The 5,610-nt window shown below is 62.4% G+C and carries 7 protein-coding genes and 2 pseudogenes; 5 read left to right on the forward strand and 4 right to left on the reverse strand.

The window, feature by feature from the left end:
* Window positions 1–44 precede the first annotated feature (44 nt).
* Window positions 45–317, reverse strand: a pseudogene (locus tag EN925_RS20860) (L,D-transpeptidase); the annotation flags it as partial.
* 226 nt (window positions 318–543) lie between these two features.
* Between EN925_RS20860 and cueR the strand changes: the two are divergent.
* The 5 genes and pseudogenes from cueR (at window position 544) to EN925_RS20885 (ending at window position 3,177) form a co-directional block, all read left to right on the forward strand.
* A complete protein-coding gene (gene cueR / locus EN925_RS20865; protein WP_127368587.1) occupies window positions 544–966 on the forward strand; it encodes a Cu(I)-responsive transcriptional regulator in 423 nt (140 codons plus the stop codon).
* Between the two features lie 58 nt (window positions 967–1,024).
* Window positions 1,025–1,383, forward strand: a pseudogene (locus tag EN925_RS20870) (OsmC family protein).
* 164 nt (window positions 1,384–1,547) lie between these two features.
* Window positions 1,548–1,865 (forward strand): protamine-2 (modular protein), encoded by a 318-nt coding sequence (locus tag EN925_RS20875; protein ID WP_082826637.1) that lies wholly within the window; start codon window positions 1,548–1,550, stop codon window positions 1,863–1,865.
* Window positions 1,866–2,324: 459 nt separating this feature from the next.
* The gene (locus tag EN925_RS20880) at window positions 2,325–2,585 is read left to right on the forward strand and encodes a hypothetical protein (RefSeq protein WP_127219059.1); all 261 of its coding nucleotides are present in this window, start codon (window positions 2,325–2,327) and stop codon (window positions 2,583–2,585) included.
* A 91-nt stretch (window positions 2,586–2,676) separates the two neighbouring features.
* On the forward strand, window positions 2,677–3,177 hold the full coding sequence (locus tag EN925_RS20885; RefSeq protein WP_050596417.1) for an MmcB family DNA repair protein: 501 nt from the start codon (window positions 2,677–2,679) through the stop codon (window positions 3,175–3,177).
* 14 nt (window positions 3,178–3,191) lie between these two features.
* Here EN925_RS20885 and nhaA read toward each other — a convergent pair whose 3' ends face one another.
* The 3 genes from nhaA to EN925_RS20900 form a co-directional block, all read right to left on the reverse strand.
* Window positions 3,192–4,400: a Na+/H+ antiporter NhaA gene (gene nhaA, locus EN925_RS20890; RefSeq protein ID WP_063169902.1), complete on the reverse strand. Its 1,209-nt coding sequence runs from the start codon at window positions 4,398–4,400 to the stop codon at window positions 3,192–3,194.
* 62 nt (window positions 4,401–4,462) lie between these two features.
* Complete coding sequence (locus EN925_RS20895; RefSeq protein ID WP_013528072.1) at window positions 4,463–5,026, reverse strand: ActR/PrrA/RegA family redox response regulator transcription factor; 564 nt, start codon at window positions 5,024–5,026, stop codon at window positions 4,463–4,465.
* Window positions 5,027–5,111: 85 nt separating this feature from the next.
* Window positions 5,112–5,610 (reverse strand): ATP-binding protein (locus EN925_RS20900; RefSeq protein ID WP_164894304.1); only part of this gene is annotated, 499 nt, incomplete at its 5' end.

Below are 5,610 nucleotides of genomic sequence, written 5' to 3' on the forward strand. Positions count from 1 at the left end.
CGAGGGCTTCGAGTGGCATGGCACCGCCCACATTGCGCTCAAGCGCGAATGGCCCTTCCGTCGCCCTCGATGAAATAAAGGAACTTGTTCTGCGTATCGACGATGATCGTGCCCGGCTTTTCCGGGCTATCGTAGTTCACTTCCTGCCGATGGTACTTCATCGGCACTTTCTCGATCGGGATGCGCGGCAGCTGATAACCGGCGTCGGTGACCGCGCCGTAGTCGTTGGAGAAGATCTGCGAGCCGATGGTGCTGCAACCGGCGATAGCAGTGGAGAGCGCCAGTGCGGCGATGATTGCAAACGACTTCATGCGCATCAGGTGATCCGGTGCCCCGCCCAAACTCGGCGGCACGAGTCGGCCGCTCTCTCATCATCATTCATGCTGGCATTTGCTTTGCTTGCCAAGCGCGCGATGCCTATATGCCTGCCTTGACGTACCGGTAAGCGTATCACTATGGCATTTTGGCAACAGGACTCACAGGATTGTGAAGCAAATTCAAGGGGCCTGCTCCATGGGTTCCTAGAAATCGAGGAGAACCGTCATGAATGTCGGTGACGCCGCCCACCGCTCCGGCCTGTCGGCCAAGACCATCCGTTACTATGAAGAGATCGGCCTGATCGCCCCGGCACGCGCCGCCAACGGCTACCGCGATTATTCCGGAGACGACATCCATCGGCTGGCCTTCCTGCGCCGCGCGCGCAATCTCGGCTTTTCCATCGACGATTGCCGCCAGCTGATGGCGCTTTACCAGGATCGCAGCCGCGCCAGCCAAAACGTGCGCGAAATCGCCGCCGCCCATGTCACGGCGATCGAGGAGAAAGTGCGCGAGTTGCAGTCGATGCGCTCGACGCTGCAGAAACTGATTCATGCCTGTCACGGCGACGAAAGGCCGGATTGTCCGATCCTTGATGACATGGCGGGCGCGGCATTGCCCAGCGACAAGGGCGCCTCTGCGCCTGCATAATGACCGTATGTCGACGACGCCCGAAGCCTGGTCGACTCCTGCCGGGAGGACATCCGCAATGGTCTCGATGACCGTCGAACTGCGCAATGTGGAGGACACGCGAGCCGCCATGGGCTGGGCCGGCGGCCACACGATCATCGTCGACCGGCCCGAAGGCAAGGCCGGCGGCATGGGCCTGGGCTTCAATGGCGGCCAGTTGCTTGCCCTGGCGATCGGCGGCTGCTTCTGCAACGATCTTCGCTACGTCGCCGAGGAAATGGGCGTAACGCTCGACAAGATCGCCGTGACCGTGACGCTGAACCTCGAAGGCAAGCCTTTGCTCGCGACCTCGTCAACACGGTCAGCAACTCCCTGCGCCAGGGCGTGCCGGTGAGCATTGAAACGGCCGCAACGGCGGCCGGCTTGTCGGAGGAATGATCCCCGGGAACAGGCGCATTGGCCGCGTGGATTGTCAGAGATCGCCAAAAAAGGCCCGCCGCCGGCACGGCAGAGCGATTGACCCAATTTTCTTCGGCATCTGGGCGCGTCAATCAGCCGCTCTATGTCTTCCCTTGTCGCAATGATCAACGATGGAGGTTGGCATGGATCGGCGATTGTTTCTGACTGGAATGCTTGGGCTGGCAGGGGCTGCGACCGTCGTCGCAATCGCGCGTCCTGCCACCGCCTTGGCCGGCATCCCGAATACGGGGCCCGGCATTCTCGACGAGCTCGACAAACCGTCCGACGATATTCTCGACCCGGATGGTCCCGGTGTCCAGGATGGCGTCGAGTTGGTGCGGCACCGCAGATGGCACCGCCGCCGTCGCCGACGCGGGTGGAGGCGGGTCTGCCGTCGCTATTGGCGCAATGGCTATTGGCGCCGCAGATGTTTCCGCAGATCCTTCTGGATCCACTTCTGACGAGACCAGCAACGCGAAGGTCCCGGCGCCCGCCGGCGCCTTCGCTATCGCTGCGGGCTTCAATCAATCGGCAAAAAAGGCCCGCCGCCCCTCGGCAGCGGGCAGGTCCTGGAGTGCCGGGGGATCAACCCGGCATGGGATCAACGAGCGGGTCACCGGTTGGTTGCAGGGATCGGCCCGGTAGCCTTCCTTTGGGTGGACCGCCACCGGGCCTGACCGGAGCGGGGTGTATTGGGGGGTGCCCCGGCTGCTTCCAAAATATCACTTTTCTCTTATATTCGCTTTAGCTAATTTACATAAAGCGATGCATCACCCGCAGATGGGGTGCGCACTTCACGAAAGTGTCGAAGTGACGTCTCCCTGCTTATGCCATTCGGCATTCGCGGAACTAAAGCGGTTGCATCTGACTTTGGTTGGTGACGCGCAAAGACTTTTTCGCTGCTATCTTAAAGTTACCAAATGGAAATTGACCGGCGCAGCATATCAAGTCGATTTGCGCTGACGATCTCTCTGTTTTTCCAGGAACTGCTTGGCGTGCTCCGCCCAATCAGCCGTGGTGACTTTATGCTCCTGAACGGACTTTCTGAAAGCCTTGCGCAGAGCATCAAGGTCAAAGGCCCACAGTTGTTCACCATCAGTGCTGTTCAATTTTGTGCCGCCCGTCCCCATGAGAACGATGGTGTGCACCACAAGCTCAATCTTTCAAGGATCAATGCCTGACTTCTTTTGGGTATATCCGGGTATATCGAATATACAATCGCCTGCATAAAACAGGTTCAAACCGTGAACAGAATCTGGCATGGTGCCTGGCATGCCGATCATCTCGCCCATCCCAATCAACCCTCTCATCGACGGTCGCCAGTCCGAACGCGCCATGCTGGTGCGGCGCGGTGTGCAGCGGCTGCTCATGGATATGGGCGCGCATGTCTTGCCCGAACTGTCGCTGGCCACCGGCCGCCGTGCCGACCTCGTCGCTTTGACCCGGCAGGGCGATATCTGGATCATCGAGATCAAATCCTCGATCGAGGATTTCAGGGTCGACCGCAAATGGCCCGACTACCGGCTGCATTCCGACCGCTTCTTCTTCGCCACCCATCCCGGCGTACCCTCGGAGATCTTCCCGCACGAATGCGGCTTCATCCTTTCCGACGGCTATGGCGCCGAGATCCTGCGCGATGCGCCCGAGCACCGCATGGCAGCGGCAACGCGCAAGGCGCTGATGCTGCGGATCGCGCGGGCCGGCGCTTCGCGGCTGCTGGCGGCGGAGCTTGCCGGCGTGTCGGTGCCGGCGCTGGAGGGTGAGAGCGAGTAGCGGCGTCCTTCAGTCTATGGCCGGCTCTCCTCTTCGCCGTCCTCCACGCCACCCCTAGCGGACGCCATGAGCAGCACGGCAGCGCCCAGGATGGCGGCGATGAAGGAGCCGGCGAGGATGCCGACCTTGACCGCGTCCTGCAGCGCCACGTCGCCGGCGAAGGCGAGTAGGCCGATGAACAGGCTCATGGTGAAGCCGATGCCGCACAGCAGCGATATGCCGATCATGTGCGTCCAGCCGGCATTGGCGGGTAGGTCGGCAAGACCGAGCCTGATGGCAAGTGCCGAGGAGCCGAACACGCCGACCAGCTTGCCGACCACCAGGCCGGCGGCGACACCCAGCGTCAACGGCTCGATCAGCGCGCCAAAGCTCAGGCCGGCGAGCGAAACGCCGGCATTGGCAAAGCCGAAGATCGGGATGACGACGAAAGCCACAATCTTGTGCAGGCCGTGCTCGAGCCGGTGCAGCGGCGAACGGTCCAGATCGTGACCGATCCCGGCGGAGCGCTCAAGCGGGATGGTCAGCGCCAGCGCCACGCCGGCAAGCGTTGCATGGACGCCAGATTTCAGCACCAGAACCCACAGGACGACGCCCAGAACGAGATAGGGCACAAGCGTCATCACCCGCATGCGGTTGAGCACGACAAGCGCGGCAATGATTGCGAAGGCGGCACCCAGATAAGCCAGCGACAAGCCGCTGGTGTAGAAGATGGCGATGATGATGACGGCACCGAGGTCGTCGATGATGGCCAATGCTGTGAGGAACACCTTCAGCGAAGCCGGCACGCGGCTGCCGAGCAGCGACAGCACGCCGAGCGCAAAAGCTATGTCGGTGGCGGTCGGGATCGCCCAGCCGGACAGGGCGGCCGCATTGTTGCGGTTGACGGCGACATAGACGAGTGCCGGAACCAGCATGCCGCCGGCGGCGGCGATGCCGGGCAGCACGCGCCGAGGCCAGGTGGAGAGCTGGCCGTCCAGCATCTCGCGCTTGATCTCCAGCCCGACGAGCAGGAAGAACACCGCCATCAGCCCGTCATTGACCCAGTGCGAGACGCTGAGCGGGCCGAGATAGGCGTGGAGCACGGAGAAATAGGTTTCGGCGAGCGGCGAGTTGGCGACGATCAACGCAAGTGCCGCCGCCGCCATCAGGATGATGCCGCCGGCCGCTTCGCTATCGAGAAATTCGCGGAAGACGGAAATCGGCCGCTGCTTCAGATCCTGCATGTCGCCTCCGTCATGCCGCCTGTTTCGGCGGGTTTCAATCGGCAAGATGGCAAACGGTGGCCTTAACGCGGCGCGCGCTTTGCCAGTATGCGCTGCAAGGTGCGACGGTGCATGTTGAGCCGGCGCGCTGTCTCGGAGACGTTGCGCTCGCACATCTCATAGACGCGCTGGATATGCTCCCATCGGACGCGGTCGGCCGACATCGGGTTTTCCGGCGGCGCCGCGCGCTCGCCGGCGGTGCGGGTGAGTGCGGCGAAGATATCATCGGCGTCGGCGGGCTTGGAGAGATAATCGACCGCACCGAGCTTCACCGCGGTCACCGCGGTGGCGATGTTGCCATAGCCGGTCAGGATGATGGTGCGGGAATCCTCGCGCTTTTCGCGGATGGCCGCGACCACGTCGAGGCCGTTGCCGTCGCCGAGCCGCATGTCGACCACGGCGTAGGCGGGTGGATTGGCGCGCGCCTTGGCAACCGCCTCCTCGACGCTCTCGGCCGTCTCGACCACGAAGCCCCTGGCTTCCATAGCGCGGGCCAGACGCGTAAGGAACGGCTTGTCGTCATCGACGACAAGCAGCGAGGTGTCCTCGCCTTCAACCATTGCGCCAATATTCTCGTCGCCTGTCATAGTCTCAAAATTCCTGCTGCCTTAATTTTACGCAAATATAGTTCCTGAGCCTCCTTGTCCAATTTTTAGAGGTCCTTCAAGGCTCTCAGGCAGTGTCGAACATGCTGGCCGAAGTGATTTCCGGATTGAGGAACACACCACGCGGCCACGATATCTGGACCATGGCGCCCTCGCCCAGGCCACTCGAATTGCGGAAATCGAGCACGGCACCAGAGCGTTCGAGCAGGGTCTTGGCGATGAACAGGCCGAGGCCCAGACCACCGCCGGTTTCATTGCCCTGGCGCGTCGACATATAGGGCTCGCCGATGCGGTCGATGATCTCGGCCGGAAAACCGGGGCCGTCATCGACGATCGAGAAGGTGACGGTGGCCTCGTCCCAGCTCCAGCGCACGGTGACGCTTTTGCGGGCGAAATCGACCGCGTTCTCGACCAGGTTGCCGAGGCCGTAGATGACGCCCGGATTGCGCTGCCCGACCGGCTCGGGGCCGATGCGTTCGCCGGGCCGAAGCTTGATCGAGATGCCGAAGTCCCGGTGCGGCGCGGTGACCTCCTCGACCAGCGATGTCAATGGCAGCCGCGAAAGA

This window comes from Mesorhizobium sp. M7A.F.Ca.US.006.04.2.1 (assembly GCF_004022915.1).
Lineage (GTDB): Bacteria > Pseudomonadota > Alphaproteobacteria > Rhizobiales > Rhizobiaceae > Mesorhizobium > Mesorhizobium ciceri.